Annotated in this window: 21 protein-coding genes and 2 pseudogenes; 11 read left to right on the forward strand and 12 right to left on the reverse strand. The window is 73.4% G+C overall.

Going from position 1 to position 18,489, the window contains the following annotated elements:
- The first annotated feature begins 1 nt into the window (after position 1).
- Both ABZ321_RS20755 and ABZ321_RS20760 read left to right on the forward strand, forming a co-directional pair.
- On the forward strand, positions 2-544 hold the full coding sequence (locus ABZ321_RS20755) for a transglutaminase family protein (RefSeq protein ID WP_354893422.1): 543 nt from the start codon (positions 2-4) through the stop codon (positions 542-544).
- 60 nt (positions 545-604) lie between these two features.
- Positions 605-799 (forward strand): hypothetical protein, encoded by a 195-nt coding sequence (locus tag ABZ321_RS20760; RefSeq protein ID WP_344502497.1) that lies wholly within the window; start codon positions 605-607, stop codon positions 797-799.
- A gap of 7 nt (positions 800-806) precedes the next feature.
- On the opposite strand, the gene ABZ321_RS20765 is transcribed toward ABZ321_RS20760, so the two are convergent.
- A complete protein-coding gene (locus ABZ321_RS20765; protein ID WP_354893425.1) occupies positions 807-2,003 on the reverse strand; it encodes an MFS transporter in 1,197 nt (398 codons plus the stop codon).
- 54 nt (positions 2,004-2,057) lie between these two features.
- Here ABZ321_RS20765 and ABZ321_RS20770 point away from each other — a divergent pair, with 54 nt between their 5' ends.
- Positions 2,058-2,813, forward strand: a complete 756-nt coding sequence (locus ABZ321_RS20770) for a helix-turn-helix transcriptional regulator (protein ID WP_354893428.1) — start codon at positions 2,058-2,060, stop codon at positions 2,811-2,813.
- A gap of 40 nt (positions 2,814-2,853) precedes the next feature.
- On the opposite strand, the gene ABZ321_RS20775 is transcribed toward ABZ321_RS20770, so the two are convergent.
- The 3 genes from ABZ321_RS20775 to ABZ321_RS20785 form a co-directional block, all read right to left on the reverse strand.
- On the reverse strand, positions 2,854-3,315 hold the full coding sequence (locus ABZ321_RS20775; RefSeq protein ID WP_354893431.1) for a hypothetical protein: 462 nt from the start codon (positions 3,313-3,315) through the stop codon (positions 2,854-2,856).
- A gap of 78 nt (positions 3,316-3,393) precedes the next feature.
- The gene (locus tag ABZ321_RS20780; RefSeq protein ID WP_354893433.1) at positions 3,394-4,179 is read right to left on the reverse strand and encodes an SMI1/KNR4 family protein; all 786 of its coding nucleotides are present in this window, start codon (positions 4,177-4,179) and stop codon (positions 3,394-3,396) included.
- Between the two features lie 65 nt (positions 4,180-4,244).
- The gene (locus tag ABZ321_RS20785; RefSeq protein ID WP_344502491.1) at positions 4,245-4,805 is read right to left on the reverse strand and encodes a helix-turn-helix domain-containing protein; all 561 of its coding nucleotides are present in this window, start codon (positions 4,803-4,805) and stop codon (positions 4,245-4,247) included.
- Between the two features lie 112 nt (positions 4,806-4,917).
- On the opposite strand from ABZ321_RS20785, the gene ABZ321_RS20790 reads away from it, so the two are divergent.
- Positions 4,918-6,345: an MFS transporter gene (locus ABZ321_RS20790; protein ID WP_354893438.1), complete on the forward strand. Its 1,428-nt coding sequence runs from the start codon at positions 4,918-4,920 to the stop codon at positions 6,343-6,345.
- 16 nt (positions 6,346-6,361) lie between these two features.
- Here ABZ321_RS20790 and ABZ321_RS20795 read toward each other — a convergent pair whose 3' ends face one another.
- On the reverse strand, positions 6,362-7,183 hold the full coding sequence (locus ABZ321_RS20795) for a LamG-like jellyroll fold domain-containing protein (protein ID WP_354893441.1): 822 nt from the start codon (positions 7,181-7,183) through the stop codon (positions 6,362-6,364).
- 167 nt (positions 7,184-7,350) lie between these two features.
- On the opposite strand from ABZ321_RS20795, the gene ABZ321_RS20800 reads away from it, so the two are divergent.
- The 3 genes from ABZ321_RS20800 (at position 7,351) to ABZ321_RS20810 (ending at position 10,518) form a co-directional block, all read left to right on the forward strand.
- A complete protein-coding gene (locus ABZ321_RS20800; RefSeq protein WP_354893444.1) occupies positions 7,351-8,394 on the forward strand; it encodes a hypothetical protein in 1,044 nt (347 codons plus the stop codon).
- Positions 8,395-8,425: 31 nt separating this feature from the next.
- A complete protein-coding gene (locus ABZ321_RS20805) occupies positions 8,426-9,670 on the forward strand; it encodes an ROK family protein (protein WP_354893447.1) in 1,245 nt (414 codons plus the stop codon).
- A gap of 98 nt (positions 9,671-9,768) precedes the next feature.
- Entirely contained in the window at positions 9,769-10,518 is a 750-nt protein-coding gene (locus ABZ321_RS20810; protein ID WP_354893450.1) for a hypothetical protein, read from the forward strand.
- Here the strand turns inward: ABZ321_RS20810 and ABZ321_RS20815 are convergent.
- Together ABZ321_RS20815 and ABZ321_RS20820 are read right to left on the reverse strand one after the other, a co-directional pair.
- A pseudogene (locus ABZ321_RS20815) lies at positions 10,500-10,754 on the reverse strand (Scr1 family TA system antitoxin-like transcriptional regulator); the annotation flags it as partial. The gene ABZ321_RS20810 and the pseudogene ABZ321_RS20815 sit on opposite strands and share 19 nt — an antisense overlap.
- Before the next feature lie 29 nt (positions 10,755-10,783).
- Positions 10,784-11,068: pseudogene (locus ABZ321_RS20820) on the reverse strand (Scr1 family TA system antitoxin-like transcriptional regulator); the annotation flags it as partial.
- Between the two features lie 272 nt (positions 11,069-11,340).
- Between ABZ321_RS20820 and ABZ321_RS20825 the strand changes: the two are divergent.
- From ABZ321_RS20825 to ABZ321_RS20835, 3 genes are all read left to right on the forward strand, one after another.
- Positions 11,341-11,556 (forward strand): hypothetical protein, encoded by a 216-nt coding sequence (locus tag ABZ321_RS20825; RefSeq protein ID WP_354893453.1) that lies wholly within the window; start codon positions 11,341-11,343, stop codon positions 11,554-11,556.
- Between the two features lie 189 nt (positions 11,557-11,745).
- Positions 11,746-12,567: a hypothetical protein gene (locus tag ABZ321_RS20830; protein WP_354893456.1), complete on the forward strand. Its 822-nt coding sequence runs from the start codon at positions 11,746-11,748 to the stop codon at positions 12,565-12,567.
- A 29-nt stretch (positions 12,568-12,596) separates the two neighbouring features.
- On the forward strand, positions 12,597-13,184 hold the full coding sequence (locus ABZ321_RS20835) for a hypothetical protein (protein ID WP_354893459.1): 588 nt from the start codon (positions 12,597-12,599) through the stop codon (positions 13,182-13,184).
- A 9-nt stretch (positions 13,185-13,193) separates the two neighbouring features.
- Here the strand turns inward: ABZ321_RS20835 and ABZ321_RS20840 are convergent, their stop codons facing one another.
- From ABZ321_RS20840 to ABZ321_RS20855, 4 genes are read right to left on the reverse strand one after another with little or no spacing between them, the layout of a single operon-like run.
- Positions 13,194-13,670 carry a hypothetical protein gene (locus ABZ321_RS20840; protein ID WP_354893462.1) on the reverse strand — a complete coding sequence of 159 codons (477 nt, stop codon included), beginning with the start codon at positions 13,668-13,670 and terminating at the stop codon, positions 13,194-13,196.
- Between the two features lie 9 nt (positions 13,671-13,679).
- The gene (locus ABZ321_RS20845) at positions 13,680-14,498 is read right to left on the reverse strand and encodes a PHP domain-containing protein (protein WP_354893465.1); all 819 of its coding nucleotides are present in this window, start codon (positions 14,496-14,498) and stop codon (positions 13,680-13,682) included.
- Positions 14,499-14,511: 13 nt separating this feature from the next.
- Positions 14,512-15,243, reverse strand: coding sequence for a cobalt-precorrin-6A reductase (locus ABZ321_RS20850; protein WP_354893468.1), 732 nt, complete (start codon positions 15,241-15,243; stop codon positions 14,512-14,514).
- 13 nt (positions 15,244-15,256) lie between these two features.
- The gene (locus tag ABZ321_RS20855) at positions 15,257-15,658 is read right to left on the reverse strand and encodes a GGDEF domain-containing protein (RefSeq protein ID WP_344502479.1); all 402 of its coding nucleotides are present in this window, start codon (positions 15,656-15,658) and stop codon (positions 15,257-15,259) included.
- A gap of 12 nt (positions 15,659-15,670) precedes the next feature.
- Between ABZ321_RS20855 and ABZ321_RS20860 the strand changes: the two genes are divergently transcribed.
- The gene (locus ABZ321_RS20860; protein ID WP_354893472.1) at positions 15,671-16,306 is read left to right on the forward strand and encodes a hypothetical protein; all 636 of its coding nucleotides are present in this window, start codon (positions 15,671-15,673) and stop codon (positions 16,304-16,306) included.
- On the opposite strand, the gene ABZ321_RS20865 is transcribed toward ABZ321_RS20860, so the two are convergent.
- Positions 16,297-18,462: a ricin-type beta-trefoil lectin domain protein gene (locus tag ABZ321_RS20865; RefSeq protein ID WP_344502801.1), complete on the reverse strand. Its 2,166-nt coding sequence runs from the start codon at positions 18,460-18,462 to the stop codon at positions 16,297-16,299. The genes ABZ321_RS20860 and ABZ321_RS20865 overlap by 10 nt on opposite strands.
- Between the last annotated feature and the right edge of the window lie 27 nt (positions 18,463-18,489).

Raw genomic sequence — 18,489 nt, forward strand, 5'->3', positions numbered from 1 at the left:
CGTGCAGGCGGACCACCCGGCCGTCCGTGCGGCCGCGGCGGCGCTGCGGGGTGGGCGTGACGAGACCGGCTTCGCGCGGGTGGCGTTCGAGTTCGTACGGGACGAGGTGCGGCACCCGGTCGACGCCGGGGATCCGCGGGTGACGGTCACCGCGGCGGAGGTGCTCGAGCAGCGCGTCGGGCTGTGCTACGCCAAGTCGCACCTGCTCGCCGCCCTGCTGCGGGCCGAGGGCGTGCCGGCCGGCCTCTGCTACCAGCGCCTCGCGACCGGCGACGGCGGCTTCGTGCTGCACGGCCTCGTCGCCGTGCACCTCGACGGCCGGTGGCACCGGCAGGACCCGCGCGGCAACAAGCCGGGCGTCGACGCGCAGTTCTCGCTCGCCGGCCCGCGGCTGGCCTTCACCGTCGACCCGGCGGCGGGGGAGTGCGACTACGAGCCCGTGTTCGCGACCCCCGACCCGGGCGTCCTGGCCGCCCTGCGCTCCACCACCGACGTCCTCGCCCTGTGCGCCGCGGGCCTGCCCGCCTCCCTGAGCGGCCACTGACCTACGGCACCTCGATGCCGCGGACCACCGCCATTCTCCCGGCTCGACGGCACCGGTGCCGTGGTCGGCTTCGACTTCGGCAACGGCAACGGGTTCGTGGTGACGGCACCGGAGGCCGCGGCGATCGCCGACGGGCTGGCGGAGGAAGGCTGGTGGAGGCCGGGCCAGGCGGTCACGCTCGTCTCCCACGCGATCGCCGCGTTCTACCGCGCCGCCGCCGACGAGGGTCGCACCGTCATCGGCGGCGTCGCCTGACGGGCCGTCAGACGCGCGGCTCCTGCAAGACCGCCGCCGGGTGCGGTTCCGGCGCGGGAACGGGTTCGCGCAGGGCGGCGGACAGGGCGGCCGCCAGCACGGGCACGACGGCGAGGGCGATGAAGGCGCCGCGGGGACCGTGGTGGTCGGCGATGAGGCCGAGCAGCGGCATCGCCAGGCCGCCGGCGCTGACGGCCAGGCCCAGGGTGACGCCGGCCGCGGTGCCGGGGCGGGTCGGCAGGTAGTCCTGGCCCAGCTTGACCAGCACGGCGAACGGGATGTTCGTGACCAGGCCGACCAGCAGCACCAGCGGCAGCGCCAGGTAGGGCGACGGGCACAGGAGCATGACCGCGATCGCCGGGCCGAGCAGCAGGTTCCCCAGGCGAACGGTGCGCACGAGGCCGATCCGGTCGGCGATCCGGCCGCCGGCGAGGGTGCCCAGGACGCCGCCGCCGAGCTGCAGGGCGAGGGCGGCGCCGCCGAGGGTGGGGGAGGCGCCGAGGGTGTCGATCCAGTAGAGGGCGACGAACGTGTTGACGCCGAACGACACGGCCGAGCGGACGATCTCCACCGACGCGAGGACGGCGAACTGCGCGGGCCGGTCCCGCCCCTCGGCGGTGGCCCGCGCGGCGACGGCGCCCGTGGTGCGGCGCTGGTGGCGGAGCAGGACGAAGCCCATGAGCACGGCCGGCGGGATGAACAGGGCGGTGGCGCCGACGCCCCACGCGTCCAGCGCCGGGGTCGCCAGGGCGGGGGCGACGAAGAAGCCGACGCTGCCGCCCGCGGCGAAGTAGCTCATCGCGGTCGCGCTCGACCCCGCGGCGAGCCGCGCGTCGCGCCCCGCCGCCGGGTGGAACATCGCCACGCCGAGGCCGGACAGCAGCAGGAGGGTCCAGACCATGGGGTACGACGGCGCCACCCCGGCGAGGCCCGCGCCGGTGCCGGCCAGGGCCACCCCCACCGGCGACATCCACGGCAGGCGGCGCCGGTCGGCGAGCACGCCGAAGACGAGCTGCGGCAGGGAGCTGCCGAGCGCGGCGGCCATGGCGAGCCCCGCGGCGGCGACGTAGCCGTAGTGGCGGTCGAGGACGAAGTACGGCACCGCGGCGGGCACGAGCCCCTGGTAGAAGTCGTCGACGGCGTGCGCCGCCGCCCACACCCGCATGCGCCGCCACGGGGAGGCGATCGCAGTTGCAACAGTCACCCGTTCAAGATCGCAGCGGGTGTACGGTGCGGGCTTCCGGTATTCTGCCGATCGATGTCGAACATCCGCCACATGCCGGTCGCGCCGACGAAAGCCACCGAGCACGGCTCCGGCTTCCACATCGACCGGCACCGCCACGACCAGCATCAGCTGGTGTACGTGAGCCGCGGGGTCATCGCCGTGCAGACGGAGGCCGGCGGGTGGGTCGCGGCGGCGGACCGGGCCGTGTGGATTCCCGCCGGCTGCTGGCACGAGCACCGGTTCCACGGCGCGAGCGCGTTCCACACCGTCGGGTTCGCCGACGAGGACGACCCGCCGCTGCCGGCCGGCGCGCCGACCGTCGTCGCGGTCGGCCCGCTTCTTCGAGAGCTGCTCGTCGCCTGTACCGACGCGGACCTGCCGGCCGATGAGGAGACGCGGCTGAGGGCGGTGATCCGGGACCGGCTGCACCGCGCGCCGCAGGAGCCGGTCGCGCTGCCCACCGCCCGCGACGGGAGGCTCGCCGCCGCGTGCGCGGCCGCCGCGGACCGCCTCGACGAGCCGCGGACCCTGGCCTCGCTGGCCCGGGAGGCCGGCGCGAGCGAGCGGACCCTGGCAAGGCTGTTCCGCGCCGAGTTCGGGATGACGTATCCGCAGTGGCGCACCAACGTCCGCGTGTACCGCGCGATGATCCTCCTCGCGGGCGGGCTGCCGGTCACGGCGGTCGCGCACCGGTGCGGGTTCGCGACGCCGAGCAGCTTCGTCGACACGTTCCGCCGCGCGACCGGCCAGACCCCGGGCGTCTACGCGGCCCGCGAACGGGCCGGCTGAGGCGCGGCCGGCCCGTTGCCCTGCGCGTCCCGGAATGGAATCAGGTGCAGTGCTTGAGCTTCGGGCGGATCGACGCCGGCACCGTGTCCTGGCAGACGTTGTCGGTGCCGCCGATGAGCGCCTTCCAGACCTTGTTCGTGCCGTCGTACTTGAACACGACGACGGCCGTGTCCATCGCCTCCGGCTGCGTCAGGGCCGTCGCGTACCCCTGGTAGCAGCTGATGTCCTTGAAGCCCTTGCCGAGGATGATCGCCCCGGCGACCTCGGCGTTGGCCTGGAACGCCTTCTGCAGCGTGGCCGCGTCGACGGGGCAGCCCCCGCCGGTCGCCGCCGCGCTGGACGCGGCCGGTGCCGCGCTGGACGGTGCCGCCGCGCTGGACGTGCCGGCGGCCGGAGCGGTGCTGGTGGATGCGGGTGCCGCGGTGGTGTCGGCCGGGTCCTCGGAGGAGCAGCCGGCGAGGGCGATCGCCGCGACGGCGATCGGGAGCAACGCTCGTGTCATCACACGCGGAATCCTGTCGTCTCCGAGGGCCGCGTGGTTGTCGGCTAGCGGACATCTACATTGGACAGTCGGCGGATGTCAGGCGTCGATGCGCATGAGCTTCCGGAAGTCGTACTGGTAGCCGTACCTGAGGCCGGTGAGCTGCTCGTCGACGGCGCGGACGCGGTCGGCGGGCACCGCCCGGCGCAGCTCGGCGCGCAGCACGACGCGGGCCAGGCAGTCGCCGGTCAGGTCGAGGAAGTCCGGGCCGCCGACGGGCTCCTCGGCGGCCGGGAACCACGGCTCGTCGCGCAGCGGCTCCCACCATTGCTCGGGGACGAACTCCTGCAGCATGTCCACCGCCGGGGCGAGCCAGCCGTCCGGCGCATAGCCGGTGCTGTCGACCCAGACCGTGCCCGCGAACGGGCCGTTGAGGACCAGCCACGCGTACAGCTGGCTGCGGGTGCCGCCGAGGTGCAGCATCCCGTCGCGGGGGTCGCCGTCGATGTCGTAGAAGTCGTCCGGGTCCAGATGGTCCGCGTCCTCGCCCATCTCCTCCTGGTACTCCTCCAGCTGATCCGGCGTGCCGGCCCAGGCGCGGTCCAGCGGGAACGGCTCCGTGTTGCACCGGAAGTAGTCCTCGGCCTCGTCCTGCTTGGACAGTGGCGTGCCGTACGCGGCCAGGGCCAGCAGCCCCGTGTCGGCGTCGCCGAACTCGAGCAGGTAGCGGCGGTAGTTCTCCGGCAGGCGGATCCCGTGCCGGGACTCGAAACCCTCCACTGTGGACGGGTCCAGCGGGGCGGGTGCGGCCTCGGTCCAGCCGAGGTCGTGCAGGCGGGCGAACAGCCGCCGGATCCTGGCGAGGCGCGGCTCGATGTCGGTCACGGGGTCGACCCTAGCGGCCGCGTCTCCACCCGTGGGTTGAGCCCCGGAGTCCATCTCCGCGCCGGTCAGCGGGGGCGCAGGCCGTCCAGGGCGATCTGCAGCACCCGGTCGCGCTGGGCGTCGTCGCGGAAGCCGGCCGAGGTGAGGCCGCTGAGCATGCGGACGGTGTCGTCGAACGTGACGTCGGGCCGGACGGCGCCGGCGGACTGGGCGTGGGTCATCAGGGGCTCGCCGACGCGGTAGATCTCCTCGCGGCAGCTGCGGAACATCGCCGAGTCGCGGTTGAGCGCCTCGTAGATGGCGCGCTTCGTCGCCGCGTACGACACGAACCTGCGCAACCAGGACTCCAGGGCGTCCCACGGCGGGAGGCCGGCGACGTCCTCGGCGGTCTGGCACAGCTGCTCGATCTCGCCGAGGTAGACGGTCTCGAAGAGGTCCTGGCGGGTGGGGAAGTTGCGGTACAGCGTCCCGATCCCGACGCCGGCGCGCCGGGCGACGTCCTCCAGGGACGCGTCGGTGCCGTGCTCGGCGAACGCGTCACGGGCCGCGGCGAGGAGCGCGTCGAAGTTGCGCCGGGCGTCGGCGCGCTGCGGGCGCCGGACGGCGACAGGGGACTCGGCCGACATGGGTGATCTCCAGCACGCAACGAAATAGTGGAACCAGGTAGAAGCGGAGGCACCCCTCCGCTAATGTGGAGGCGTACCTCCACTACTGTACCGCGTCCGGGGGAAAGATCCGATGACACGCGCACTCACCCTCAGCCCGCCGTCGCTCGCCACCGTCCAGCCGCGGGCGAGCCGGTTCCTCTTCGTCGCGCTCGCCACCGCGGCCGCGTCGTTCTCCCTGTTGCAGTCGCTGGTCACGCCGGTGCTGCCGAAGATCCAGCACGACCTGCACACCAGCCAGGGCACGGTCACCTGGGTGCTCACCGCGTGGCTGCTGTCCGCCGCCGTGGCGACGCCGATCATGGGGCGCATCGGCGACATGTACGGCAAACGCCGCACCCTCCTCGTCGCGCTCGCCGCCATCGCGGTCGGGTGCCTGATCGCCGCCGCGGCGCCCAACGTCGGCGTCCTGATCATCGGGCGGGTCGTGCAGGGCCTCGGCGGGGCGGTGTTCCCGATCTCGTTCGGCATCCTCCGCGACGAGCTGCCGCCGGCCCGGGTCCCGTCCGCGATCGGCGGGCTGTCCGCGGTGATCGCCGTCGGCGGTGGCCTCGGCGTGGTCCTCGCCGGCCCGGTCGTCGGCGCGCTGGACTGGCGGGCGCTGTTCTGGATCCCCGCCGTCGTCGTGGCGGGCACCGCGCTGCTGACGCTGCGGTTCGTCCGCGAGTCGCCGGTCGGCGACCCGGGTCAGGGCCGGGGCCGGATCAACTGGCCGGCCGGGGTGCTGCTGTCCGCGTGGCTGGTCGCCCTGATCCTGCCGCTGAGCAAGGCCCCGGTGTGGGGGTGGACGTCCGCGCGGGTCGTCGGGCTGCTGCTGCTCGCCCTCGTCCTCGCCGCCGCATGGGTACTGGTGGAGCTGCGCTCGGCGGAGCCGCTGATCGACATGCAGATGATGCGGCTGCCCGCGGTGTGGACGACGAACCTGGTGTCGCTGCTGTTCGGCGCCGGGATGTTCGCGACCTACGCGTTCCTGCCCCAGTTCCTGCAGACGCCGCGGTCGACCGGCTACGGGTTCGGCACCACGGTCACCGGCGCCGGTCTCGCCATGCTGCCGATGCTGGTCACGATGGCCGTGGCCGGGTCTGCGAGCGGCCCGCTGACCGCGTACGTGCCGACGAAGGTCCAGCTGCTGATCGGCACCGCGACCGCGGCGGTGTCGTGCGCGGGGCTGACGCTGTTCCACGACGCGTACTGGCAGGTCGCCGTCGCGACGGGCGCGTTCGGGGTGGGGCTCGGGCTGACGTTCACGGCGATGGTCAACCTCATCGTGGCGACCGTCCCCGCCGGGCAGACGGCCGTGGCCAGCGGCATGAACGCCAACATCCGCACCATCGGCGGCTCGCTCGGCGCGGCCGTGGCCAGCGCCGTGATCACGGCCCACACGACGCCCGCGGGCCTGCCGCTGGAGTCGGGCTACACGTACGCCTTCGCCGTGCTGACCGCGATGCTCGCCACCGCCGCGGTGATCGCGACCGTGGTCCCTCGGGCCCGGAAGGCCTGAGGGACCCGGGAACCGCTCAGCCGCGGGCGATCCAGACGTCGTCGAGCATGCCGTGGAACTGGTCGTTGTCCTTGCCGTTGCCCTTGCCGCCGATGCTGAGCGGCACGGTGTTGACGACCGACAGTGTCGCCGGCAGAGTGGCCGTGCCGTGGACCACGTCGTCGACGAGCAGGGTGAGGGAGGTGCCGTCGCGGCGGCACTCCAGGCGGTGCCAGGCGCCGTCGGACACCGACACGTCCGACAGGGCCACGTGGATCGCGGGCCCGGCCGCGTCGGCGAAGACGCAGCTCGGCCGGCCCGCCGCGCCGTCGATCTGCAGCTTGTACTGGGTGCCGGAGGCAGAGTAGCCCTTCTGCACGATGTTCTGCCCGGAGCCGGTCTCCTTCTTCGGCAGGCGCACGGTCGCGCCGTAGCGGATCGGGCCGGTGCCGGGGTTCAGCTCCGGCGAGTCGGGCGTCTGCAGCACCGCGTGCGGGCACTTCTTGCCGGCGCACCGGGTCGGGAAGTCTGCCGCCAGGCCGGTGGTGATCTTTCCGGGCAGCTCGGCGAGCCGGACCTTGCCGCCGTGCCCGGCCGACGAGGTGAGCGTGTGCCCGTGCCCGGAGTCGTCCTCGACGACGGCGCCACCGGCTCTCTTGCTCGCGGTGTCGAAGGTGTACCGGGCGACGATGACCGGTGCGGCTGTCTCGGCTGTGGCGGCGGCCGGCTCGGGTGCGGGCCGGCTCGGGGCGGCGGACGCGGGGCCGGCGCCGCCGAGCGCGCAGATAGCCGCGGCCGCCAGCACCGCCGGCCGGATGGCGCTCATCCGTCCGCCATACGTGTTCCCCCATGTGTTCATGCCCGAAATGTGTCATATTGACGCCGTAACCTCCGAGCATTTCCCCCAACGTGTCGGCCGCATTCCGTAACCGAACGGTTGACGCAGGGTCACCCAAACCGGATGTCCGGACATGATCGTCAAGGTTCTGGGAAACTCGAACCATGCGGTGGGCGGCGGTGGTTGCTGTGCTGATCGTGCTGATGCCCTCCGCCGGTCACGCCGCCGTGCCGGCGAGGGCGCCGGCGGCACCCGTCGAGATGTGCCGGATCACCGACCCAGCCGTGACCGAGGTGTCCGGGCTCGCCGTCACCCCCACGGGCTACCTCGTGGAGAACGACAGCAACCCCGACCCCGCCAAGACCCGCGTCTTCATGCTCGACAAGGCGTGCAGGGTGACCGGCGACGTCCAGTACCCCACGACCGCCCGGGACCCTGAGGACCTCGCCGTCGACCGGAAGGGCACGCTGTGGATCGCCGACATCGGCGACAACAGCCCCTTGACCGGCGGCTCCGGCAACCGCCGCAGCACGATCGCGCTGTGGACCATGGCCGCCGGCTCGAAGCAGCTGAAGATCCACCGCCTGGTGTATCCGGACGGGGTGCCCCGCGACGCCGAGGCGCTGCTCATCGACGGGCAGGGCCGGCCGGTGATCGTCACCAAGGACCCCAACGGTGAGGTGTTCCGCCTCGACACGCCGCTGCCGACCGACAACACCGAGGGCGCGAGGCTCACCAAGGTCGGCGCGTTCGAGCCGCGGCGCACCGGCACGTCCAACCCGTTGGGGTTCCTCGGCATCGCCTGGGTCACCGGCGCCGCCGTGTCCGCCGACGGCACCAAGGCGGTGGTGCGCACCTACGCCGACGCCTACGAGTTCGAGGTCAAGGGCGGCGACGTCGCCGCGGCGATCGCCTCCGGCAAGGCCACCGTGACCGCGCTGCCCGACGAGCCGCAGGGGGAGGCGATCGCCTACACCGCCGACGGCGCGAGCCTGCTGACCGTCTCCGACCAGGACGGTCCGGCCGTGATCCTGCGGTACCCGAGCGGCCTGAAACTGGCCCCGCCGAGCAGCGCCGCACCGCCCCCGCCCGCCCAGGCCCAGGCCCAGGCGCAGGCCCGGACGGCGCCCGACTCGAAGCGGTCCACCCGCGCCCCGCTGCTGCTGGGCGCCTTCACGGTGGTCGCGTTGATGCTGGTCGCGGCCGTAGCACGACGCGCCAGGCGACGATGAGCACCCACGGTGTCGACGCGGGAGCGCTCACATGACACGATTCACCGACAAACAGCAGTCGGGGGAGGGGCACGCGGCGGTGGTGCGCATCGAGGTCGAGCGGGCCACGACCCGTGACATGCGCCGGCGCAACCGGTCAACGCTGCTCTCGGAGCTGTTCTTCCGGGGGCCGCTCAGCCGCCACGACCTGAGCCGCATCACCGGCCTGAGCGCCGCGACCGCCAGCAGCGTCACCGGCGAGCTGCTCCAGGAGCACCTCATCGTCGAGGCCGGCCAGATCGAGTCCGACGGCGGCCGCCCGCGCGTGCTGCTGCGCGTCAACCCCGACTTCGGCCGGCTCGTCGGCGCCGACGTCGGCGAGACCGGCGTCAAGGTCGAGCTGTTCGACCTGTCCATGACCCGCCTCGCGGCCGTCGACGAGCCGCTGCCGTCGTCGCGGCCCGCCCCGGAGGCCGTCGCCGGGCAGCTGCTCGCCGGCATCCGTGAGGTCCTCGGCGACACCGACCCGGCCGACGTCATCGGCGTCGGCATCGGCGTGCCCGGCACCGTCGAGCAGTCCGACCCCGTGCGGGTGCACGCCCCGACCATCGGCTGGCGCGGCACGTCCCTCGACGGGCTGCTGCGCGACGGCGGCGTCACCGCCCCGCTCTTCTTCGAGAACGGCGCGAAGTCCCTCGGCCAGGCCGAGATGTGGTTCGGCGCGGGCCGCGGCGCCGCCGACGCCGTCATCGTCCTCGTCGGCTCCGGCGTCGGCGCCGCCGTCATCACCAACGGCACCCTCTACCGCGGCGCGAGCAGCAGCGCCGGCGAGTGGGGCCACACCACGGTCGTCTACCGCGGCCGGCAGTGCCGGTGCGGCGCCCGCGGCTGCCTGGAGGCCTATGTCGGCGCCGAGGGCATCCTCGACCGGTACCAGCAGGTCAACCCCGGCCTGGTCCGCAGCGCCGACGAGCTCGCCGACGTCGCGGCCCTCATCGCGGCCGGCACGCCCGAGGCCGAGGGCATCCTCGCCGAGACCGCCGGCATGCTCGGCGCCGGCATCGGCAACCTGGTCAACCTGTTCAACCCCGAGCGCGTCGTCCTCGGCGGCTGGGCCGGCCTCGCCCTCGGCGCCCGCTTCCTGCCGCAGATCCGCGCGGCGGCGGGGGAGCAGGCCCTGGAGCACCCGTTCGGCCAGGTGTCGATCGAGCTGTGCGAGCTCGGCCCCGACGCCGTTGCGTTCGGCGCGGCCACCCTGCCGATGGCCGAGCTGCTGCGCCGCGCGTCCCGCCCCTGACCTGTGTCGCACTTCTGACCGCCGTTTGCCGAAACTCGCGTCGCGACCTGCGAAGATCGATACAGTTCGCCTCGCGCCCCCTTGCCATCATGTCCCGCATGAAGGCACTGGCAGGCGGATGGGCGCTCACCGGCACGGGCGCCCTGCTCGGACTCGGCACCACGCTCACGCTCTGGGCCATCGGCCCGTCCAAGTTCGACCCGGCGCGCTCGTGCCACTACCGCTTCGACGAGAGCCGCACGTTCACGGCCGTCGAGCGCTCCTTCCCGCCCCGCGTCACCTGCGTCCGCGACGACGGCCAGACCTTCGAGTACCTCTCCTCGACCACGACCCTCACCTCAACGGTCCTCCTCGCCGTGTCGGCGGCGCTGGTCCTGGCGGGCGCCGCCCTCCTCGCCACGACCTGGCTGCGCCGCGACGCCGTCCCCGCCCCACCCCCGTCCGGCAGCCGCGCCGTGCACCTGTGGCTCGCCCTGCTGCTCGGCCTCGCCCTCACGTTTGTCGTGACCGGCCTGGGCCTGGCGCTGTACCTCTTCCTCGGCCCCCTCGCCGCGCTCTTCCTCGCCACCCCGGCCCTCCTCGGCGCCGCCGCCCTCGCCGCCGCCCTGGACCGCCACGCCGGCCCACCCCGCCCCGGCCCCCGCCGCCGCGGCACGACCGTCGCCCTCGGCGGCGCCCTCCTCGGCACGGCCCTGGTCCTCGCCACCTTCACCATCGACGCCCTCGCCGGCTGGACCCCGCTGACCTTTCTGCTCGCCGTCCTCCTGTACCCCGCGATCGCCGCCGCCCAGCACTTCCTGCCCAGCCCCGACCCGACCACCCAGCCCACTCAACCGGCCCGCCCCTGAACGGACCGCGCATCGGACGTGCCCACATTTGCGTGGACCTGCGGGGGCGCCGGCCCGCCCCAACTGTGCGACGTCACCGGCTGACGGCCGCTGCCCGCTGCCGGTGCCGGCCGGGATCGGTCACCCTCACCGCGTAGCGCGGCCTCGTCGATGACCGTCCACAGCAGCGGCGTGCCCCGCGCGAACAGCATCCGCCGCCGGAGCATCCGCAGCGCCAGCCGCCGCTCGGCCTCCTCCGGCTCGTGATGGAACGCAGCCGGCGCATTTCCTTCGCGTACGCCGGCGTCTGCAGCAGCCCCGGCACGAACCGCAGCTCGTAGGTCCGGATGCTTCCGCGGCCGACTCCGGACCTAGATTGCCGCGGAAAGTCGAGCAGCCGCTCCAGGTCGCGGTTCTTGATGCCCAGGTCGCCGACCTCGATCCGGCTGATGTTCGACGCGGACCCGCCCAGCTGGTGGGTGTGCCGGCGCCGGCGAGGGCGGGGTTCACCGGGGCCGGGTTTGTGGCGACGGCGCTCGACAGCGCGGCGGTGAAGGCGCGGGACCACCACTGTTCGTCGTCGGACGTCATCGGGGCGGGGGCGGCGATCACCGGGGGTGGGGACGACGTGTTCCTGACGGCGGTCGGGCCCAAGGCCGACCTGAGTGGGGTCGACACCGCCGCGGTCGAGGATCAGGACGGGTTGCCGGGCAGTGGCGCCTGTACGCGTCGTTCATCTGTGGGGTCGCGCCCGTCGACCGGAAGGTCGTCACCGGCCAGTCGGCGCTGAGCTCCAGCAGTACACAGGCGGCGACGGCGACCTGTCCGGGCAGCAGCCGGGTGATGAGCGGCGGTGCCGTGATCGTCGGCGGGAAGGCCCAGGTGGGGCTCGACGACCTGAGGATCACCGCGGATCTGAAGGCTGTCAGCGTCACGGCGGTGGAGGACGAGGACGGCTTCGGCGGCGGCTGGCGGGTCGTCGCCAGAGCGGTGTGCACCGCGACGCTGAGCGGGCTCGAGCTGGTCACCGCGACCGTCACCGCCAGCTCCGCACGATGAAGGCGCTCGGCGTGCGGTGCCCGGAGAGCAAGCACCTGCAGGGCATGGGCGCGGCGATCACCGGTGGGGGTGGGCAGGCCGGCTGACCACCATCATGGCGGCCACCGATCAGGGGCCGGCGATGCTGGTCACCGCGACCGAGGACGGCAACGGCTACGGCGGCAGCTGGACCCTGGCGGGGCAGGCGGTGTGCGCGAAGTGAAGGCGGCCTGGACAACGGTCGCGGTCGCGGCGGCGGTGACCCTCGTCGCCGGGCCTGCGCACGCGGACACGCCGTCGCACTTCGCCCGCACGTCCGACACCAACTGCCTGAACAAGGCGCAGCCGGGCGGCTGCGACAGCCCGGACGAATACCCGCTCGCGGTGAGCGCCGAGGTCAAGGACGGCGGGGCCCAGGTCGGCCGCACCAACCTGATCTTGTCGCCGTTCGGGGAGGTGACGGTCGTGGCGACCGAGGACGACACCGGCTTCAGCGGCGGCTGGCAGGTCACCACCAGCTCGGCCTGCCACCTGCCGCCGGTCGACTGGGAGGTCGTGGCGAGCTCCTCGGCGCAGCGGTCCGCGACCGCCACCTGCCGGCCCGGCATGAAGGTCTACACCGCCGGCGGCGGCGTCTCCGGCGGGCTGGGCAACGTCATGCTGGAGCGGCTGCGCATCGCGCCGGACCTCGGCTCCGTGACCGTCGCCGGGTCCGAGGACGACGACGGGTTCGCCGGACCGTGGGCGGTCACCGCGCAGGCGATCTGCGGCACGCCGCACGCCGGGCAGACCCGCAGGTCCGCCACGACCGCCGTCGACTCGGCGGCGACGAAGACGGTCGTCGCGTCGTGCCAGGGGGCCGGGCGGGTCCACGGCGTCGGCGGCGAGATCACCGGCGGCGGCGGTCAGGTGCGCATCGTCGCGGTCAAGGAGGACGACAAGGTCAGCGGGGTCCGCATCACCGCGACCGAGGACGAGGACGGCTACGCCGGCGTCTGGTCCGCGACCGCCTACGCGGTCTGCGCCCCCTGACCGCGTCCCGGGGGTGCGAGACTCGCGGCGTGACGGGACAGCTGCCTGACGAGGTGCTGCACGACGGCGAGTGGCACGCCGTGACCGCGGTCGACGGTGCGGGGCTGTTCGACCCGGCCGGCCACGGCATCGAGGTCACCGCGATGAGCACGGCGTGCTGGCGCGGGTTCGTGTGCCGGTACCGGGTGGACGCCGGCCGCCTGCTGCTCCAGGACGCCGAGCTCGGCGCGCCCGCGACGGCGCCGCCGGTGCCGCTGTTCGGGGTCCTGCCGGGGCATTCGGCGTTTCCGAAGGGGCTGCGCGGCCGGTGGTCCTATTCGGACGTCGACGCCCCGGTCGCGTTCACCGGGCGGCTGCTGGTCGGCGCCGGGATCGCCGGTATCGGGTTTCTCCACATGGGGTTCCGGCCGGCGTACGGGTACGAACGGGTCGCCGAGCTGCGCTTCGACGGCGGGGTGCGCACCGCCGCGCACGACCGCTCCGCCGAGCTCGCCGAGGTCCGCCGGCGGCTGAGCGAGGCGTGCAGCCGCCCGGGGCCGGCGCCGGGCGAGACGAGCGGCGACTGGATCGACCGGACGTTCTCGCTGTCGTTCGAGTACAGCTGGCCGGCGGACTGAAGAAAGGCCTCAGCCGTGCCAGTACGGCTGGAACTCCAGCGACGCCGGGTAGCCGGTGCCGGTCACGGCCTCGATGACGGCCCACAGGAAGTCCTCGTCGGGCCCCCAGGACGGGATCTCCACGGTCGCCTCCACGGGCAGCGGCGCGCCCACGTCGACGACCGCCTCCCCGTCGGCGTGGACGAGCTGCCGCACGACCTCGCCGCCGCTGGAGAGCGTGAACGCGTAGGTGCTGGCGACGCTGGAGAAGATGACGCTCAGCGCGTCGCCGGGCGGGTCGCAGGCCGGGGCGAGCGCCATCGACGGGTCCCACACCTGCGCCCAGCCGCCCGTCTCCGCGGCGAACAGCACCCCGTCGGCGAGCCCGCTCGTGGCCTCGTCGGCGGGGACCGGGGCGCCTTCCGCGACCGCTGGGGACGCGAGCAGCCCGACGGCGTCCGCCGCCGAGGCGCCCCGCACGAACAGCGCCGACGTGTTCCAACCCATCCCGAAACCCTAGAGCAGCCAGTGGTCGTGCGGGTGGCGGCCCGGCCGGAAACCGGCGGCCTCCACCATCGCGGCCGCCTCGGCGAAGCCGGTCGCGACCAGGTCGGGCCGGTGCGCGTCGCTGCCGAAGCACACGGCGCGCCCGCCGCAGTCGCGCCACCAGGTGACGAACTCGGGTTCGGGGCCGCGGCGGGTGTTGACCTCCAGGGCGCGGCCGGTGCCGGCGAGGGCGCGCAGCACCGCCCGGATCTCCTCCTCGAAGTCCGCGATGGTGAACGTGGTGCCGGCCGGCAGGTAGCGGACCGGGTAGTCGAGGTGGGTCAGGGCCGAGAACGGCGGGCCCGTCTCGATCATGAGGATCGCCTCGGTGAAGTAGTCGCGCAGCACGTCCGCGACGCCCCGCAGCGGGTACTCGTCCTCGACGAGGCGGAACCGGCCGTCCACCCGCAGCGAGTGCAGCGACCCGATGACCCGCTCGAACGGCGCCGAGGCCAGCAGCGAGGACGCCTGTGCCGGGAACCAGTGCGGCTCGCCCAGCTCGACCCCGGTGATGATCTTCAACGTCGGGAACTTCGACCGGCACCGGTCGATCGCCGCCAGGTAGCCGGGCACGTCCAGCGGCGGCGGGGCGAGGTTCCTGTCGTCGGTCATGTGCGAGAACCGGCGGCCCGGGACGGCGTCGACGTCCCAGACGACGAAGTCGGTGTGCTCGGTGAACGCGATCGCCGGCAGCCCGAGCTCCACGGCCCGCGCGCAGGAGCCCTCCATGTCGCCGGTCGCGGTGTCCCAGGAGAACTCGGTGTGCGTGTGCAGGTCCGCGGGGAGCATGCCGGTGATCGTGTCAGGAGATGCCGAGGCCCCGCAGGTGTGTGAGGGCGTCGGTGACGCTCGCCACCACGGGCACGCCGGGCGTGACGGGGGGCCGGTCGACCATGAGCACCGGCAGCCGCAGCGACCGGGCCGCGTCCAGCTTCGCGGCCGTCATCGGGCCGCCGCTGTCCTTCGTCACGAGGAGCTGGATGTCGTACGAGGTGAGCAGCGCCGTCTCCCCGTCGACGGTGAACGGCCCCCGGTCGAGGATCGACTCCAGCCGCGGCGGGTGCGGCGGCGCCACCGGGTCGACGCTGCGCACGAGGAACCAGCGGTCCGTCAGGGCGGCGAACGCGCCGAGGCCCTGCCTGCCGGTGGTGAGGAACACCCGCTCGTAGGGGGATGCCGCGATGAACGCCGCCGCGGCATCGAGGTCCTGTACCCGGTGCCACTCGTCGCCCTCGCCGGCGATCCAACCCGGGCGTCGCAGCACCACCAGCGGTACACCTGCCGCCGCCGCCGACGCGCTCATCCCCGCCGCGAACGGATGGGTCGCGTCGACGACCACGTCGACCGCCTCGGCCCGCACGTAGGAGGCCAGCCCCGCGGGGCCGCCGAACCCGCCGACGCGGACCTCGCCGGGCGGCAGGGCAGGGTCCGCGACCCGCCCGGCGAGGGAGCTGATCACCCGGCAGCCGCCGGTCAGCGCCTCCGCGAGCCGCCTCGCCTCACCGGTCCCGCCGAGGATGAGCACAGTGCGCACGCCGGCAAGAATGTCATGCGGCGACGTGCAGCTCGACGCGTCCCTTCCCGGCCGCCTTCGAGCGGTACAGCGCGGCGTCGGCGAGGCGGAACATCGTCTCGTCGTCCAGTCCCGGCGTGCGGACCACCACCCCGGCGCTCGCGCCGACCCGCACCGGGCAGCCCGACGACGCCACCCGCGCCACGATCCCGGCGATGATCCGGTCGGCGACCGCGACCGCCTCCCGCTCGTCGCGCACGTCGGCGAGCAGGACCGCGAACTCGTCGCCGCCGAGCCGGGCGGGCAGGTCGCCGGCGCGGACCGCGGCCCGCAGCGCGCCGGCCGCCTCGACCAGCACCCGGTCGCCGGCCGGGTGCCCGAGCGTGTCGTTGACCTGCTTGAACCCGTCGAGGTCCAGCCGTGCCGGCCGAGCCACAGGTAGACGAGCGTGGCGACGGCGAACACGGCGAACCCGCCGGTCAGGACGGTGACGGCGGTCGTGCCGCCGAGCCGGCTGCGGGACAGCAGGACGATCGCGATCGCGATGCAGGCGATGTGCACGCTCGGCACGCCGGTCGCGACGACCCCGCCGAGGCTCCCGATGGCGTGCATCGTGTCGCGCAGCAGCAGCGGCCAGGCCGGCACGAACAGCGCCGCCGCGACCATCACCCCGTCGAGGGCCAGCCGGACCCGCTGCTCCAGGGACTGCGGGGCGGCGGGCGCGCTGAGCAGGACCGCGGGCGCGAGCCCGACCGCGAGCAGCGACGCCCAGTCCCCGGCCCGTGGCGGCGGCCCGTCCCGCCCGGCGACGACGTCCAGGACGTACAGCAGGCAGGCCAGGGTCCAGCCGCTGGACGCGAGCCCGGCGAAGAACCAGGCGACCCTGGCCCTGCCGGTGCCGGCGGCGAAACGGCGGAAGAGCCGCACGTTCGTGGCGAGGGCGAGGAGCGTCGTGGCGGCGCCCACGGTCGCGATCGTGCCGGCCGTGGGCGCCAGGACCACCGCGACCTGGGCCGCGGCGCAGACCGCGAGCAGACCGGCGACGAACAGCATCGCCGGTCTGATCGGCAGTGGTTACGGGTAGTTGACCCAGTTCGCGACGTTCGTCGAGGAGTTCGACGGCCCGCCGGTGTTGTTGATGATGTGCGCGATGGTGCCGGTGCCGCCGAGGGAGACGGTGACCATGTTGTGGAACTTCACGTTCGGGGTCTGCGGGACCTCGAACGAGTGGCCCAGCACGACGCTCGGGTTGGTGCTGAAGAAGCAGTAGCTGCCCAGCCCCCACGCCTCGTGACTGGTGACGTTCGCGCCGACCTTGTACGCGGCCCAGCCCTGCGCCCCGCCGCCGCTGGACCAGCTGGACTGGTTCGGCACGTCGTACGGGATCTCGTTCTGGTAGAAGTACGTCCGGCCGCCGTTGCCGTTCCAGATCGTCTGGTACTGCTGGTAGTGCTCGACGAACAGGCCGTACATGGTGACGTTGTTGCCGTTGACGACGAGGCCGTTCGCGCCGGTGTTGATGTTCCAGCCGACGGTGCCGCCGTTGCCGTGGTCGGCGCGCCAGATCCACATGTGGTCGCCGATCACGTTGTTGCTGTTGACCCGCAGGCTGACGGTCGCCTTGCCGGCGATCGAGCCGCCGACGCGGAAGAACACGTCGTGCAGCGACGTCGGGTTCGCCGAGTGGTCCGCGGTCGAGCCGTTCGGGCCGACCTCCATGAGGACCTGCGAGTTGGTGGTGCCGGCGTCGAAGAGGACCCCGGCGACCTTCACGCCGTCGACGTCGGCGACGGTCATCGCGGTCACGCCGTTGTCGGGCACGATCGTGGCCAGGCCCAGGCCGAGCACGACCGTGTTGGCGCGGGTGATCCGGATGGTGTCGTTCACGTGGTACACGCCGGGGGTGAACAGCAGGTTCTGCCCGGCGGCGAGGGCCGCGTTGATGCTGGCCGCGGTCGCGCCGGCCTTCACGATGTAGAACTGGCTGATCGGCAGGCTCGACCCGGCGGTGCTGCCGCTGGACCAGCTGTTGCCGCTGGCGTTGGTCCGCAGCGACGGCACGAACACCTGGTAGGCGCCGGCGCCGTCGACGTACAGGAACGGCTTCTCCCGCACGACCGGCGCGGTGCCGACCGTGGTGTACGGCGGGTTGGGGAAGCTGTTGCCGGGCGCGCCGGCGGTACCGACGAAGACCTGGTTCCAGTTGGAGCCGGACCAGCTGCCGATCTGCGAGTTACGGGTGATCCACTGCTGCTGGCTGCCGGACTGGATCTGGCCGTCGATCTTGCTGTCGGAGATCCAGCCACCGCTGGACCAGCCGCCGTCGGACAGCGCCAGGTTCCCGCGCACGTGCATCCGCCGGTACGGCGCGGCCTGCGACACCGCCCACCGGTCGAGCCCGCCGGTCGGGGTGACCGACAGGTTCTCCGCGGAGCGCCAGAAGTTCTGCGTCGCGTTCTGCGAGCCGTCCGGCCACCAGTCGGCCTCGGCGTGCACGGCGCCGTTGATGACCACCGAGTCCGGGCTCAGCCCGAGGCCGGCGACCTGGGTGAAGAACCCGACGTTGGCGTTGACGTTGTACGTGCCGGGCTTGAACAGCAGCGCGAACCGGGCGTCGCCGAACTGGTTCGTCACCTGCTGGTTGAACACGGTGTTGAGCCGGTTCTGGATCGTCGCCTGCGACATCGAGGAGTCGAACACCGACACGTTCGGGCCGAGGTCGGGGTTGTTCGGGTTGTTCGGGGGCGTGCTGGTCGGCGGGTTCGTGGTGCCTCCCGGGAGCGTCCACTGCTGGTTGGCGCTCGCGAAGCAGTCCCACAGCTGGAGCTTGGTCCCGTCGGCGGAGCTGGGGCCGGTCGCGTCCAGGCACTTGCCGAGCGACCGCAGCGTGCCGTCGCTCTGCTTGGACCACTGCTGCGCGGTGGTCCCGTTACAGTCCCAGATCTGGATCTTCGTGCCGTTGGCGTTGCTGGCGGCGTTGACGTCGAGGCACTTGCCGAGGGCGCGGATCGTGCCGTCGTCGCCGACCGTCCACTGCTGGGCGCCGGTGCCGTTGCAGGTGTACAGCTGGACCTGGGTGCCGTTGGCGTTGCTGGCGGCGGCGACGTCGACGCACTTGCCGCCGTAGCCGGTGATCTGGCCGGTGGCGGCGGCCGAGGCGGTGGTCATGGCGACCACGGTGGTGCCGGTGACGGCAAGGACGGTCGCGCCGATGGCGAGACCGATCCTGCGTCGTGAGATGCGGGTCACGGGGGTCCCTTCTGGGCG

This window comes from Dactylosporangium sp. NPDC006015, assembly GCF_040614215.1.
In the GTDB taxonomy this organism is placed as follows: Bacteria; Actinomycetota; Actinomycetes; order Mycobacteriales; family Micromonosporaceae; genus Dactylosporangium; species Dactylosporangium maewongense.

Coding starts and splice junctions, on each gene's coding strand:
- ABZ321_RS20785 (WP_344502491.1), bottom strand. CDS start 4,805: ATGTCGGCCGAGTCCCCTGTCGCCGTCCGGCGCCCGCAGCGCGCCGAC.
- ABZ321_RS20840 (WP_354893462.1), bottom strand. CDS start 13,670: ATGGGTTGGAACACGTCGGCGCTGTTCGTGCGGGGCGCCTCGGCGGCG.
- ABZ321_RS20790 (WP_354893438.1), top strand. CDS start 4,918: ATGACACGCGCACTCACCCTCAGCCCGCCGTCGCTCGCCACCGTCCAG.
- ABZ321_RS20845 (WP_354893465.1), bottom strand. CDS start 14,498: ATGCTCCCCGCGGACCTGCACACGCACACCGAGTTCTCCTGGGACACC.
- ABZ321_RS20810 (WP_354893450.1), top strand. CDS start 9,769: ATGAAGGCACTGGCAGGCGGATGGGCGCTCACCGGCACGGGCGCCCTG.
- ABZ321_RS20795 (WP_354893441.1), bottom strand. CDS start 7,183: ATGAACACATGGGGGAACACGTATGGCGGACGGATGAGCGCCATCCGG.
- ABZ321_RS20775 (WP_354893431.1), bottom strand. CDS start 3,315: ATGACACGAGCGTTGCTCCCGATCGCCGTCGCGGCGATCGCCCTCGCC.
- ABZ321_RS20805 (WP_354893447.1), top strand. CDS start 8,426: ATGACACGATTCACCGACAAACAGCAGTCGGGGGAGGGGCACGCGGCG.
- ABZ321_RS20825 (WP_354893453.1), top strand. CDS start 11,341: ATGAGCGGCGGTGCCGTGATCGTCGGCGGGAAGGCCCAGGTGGGGCTC.
- ABZ321_RS20770 (WP_354893428.1), top strand. CDS start 2,058: ATGTCGAACATCCGCCACATGCCGGTCGCGCCGACGAAAGCCACCGAG.